Source organism: Pseudoalteromonas sp. CR1 (assembly GCF_019392235.1).
In the GTDB taxonomy this organism is placed as follows: domain Bacteria; phylum Pseudomonadota; class Gammaproteobacteria; order Enterobacterales; family Alteromonadaceae; genus Pseudoalteromonas.
Map to the genome: position 1 here is coordinate 1 of NZ_JAHXRM010000457.1, position 251 is coordinate 251.

1 pseudogene is annotated in these 251 nt (G+C 71.7%); it reads left to right on the forward strand.

Going from position 1 to position 251, the window contains the following annotated elements:
- Nucleotides 1-251 (forward strand): annotated as a pseudogene (locus KZZ04_RS20135) (hypothetical protein); the annotation flags it as partial.

The following is a 251-nucleotide window of genomic DNA, read 5'->3' on the forward strand; positions in this document are numbered from 1 at the left end:
GGTCGCACGCCGAGTATATCCGCGTGCCGCATGCCGACGTGGACTGCTTCAAGGTGCCCGACGGCGTGGCGGACGAGACGGCCTTGTTCCTCTCCGATGCCGCGCCCACGGGCTACATGGGCGCCGATTTCTGCGGCATCCGGCCGGGCGACACGGTCGCGGTGTGGGGGTGCGGCGGCGTCGGCCTGATGGCGCAGCAGAGCGCGCGGCTGATGGGCGCCGAGCGGGTGATCGCGATCGACCGCTTTCCC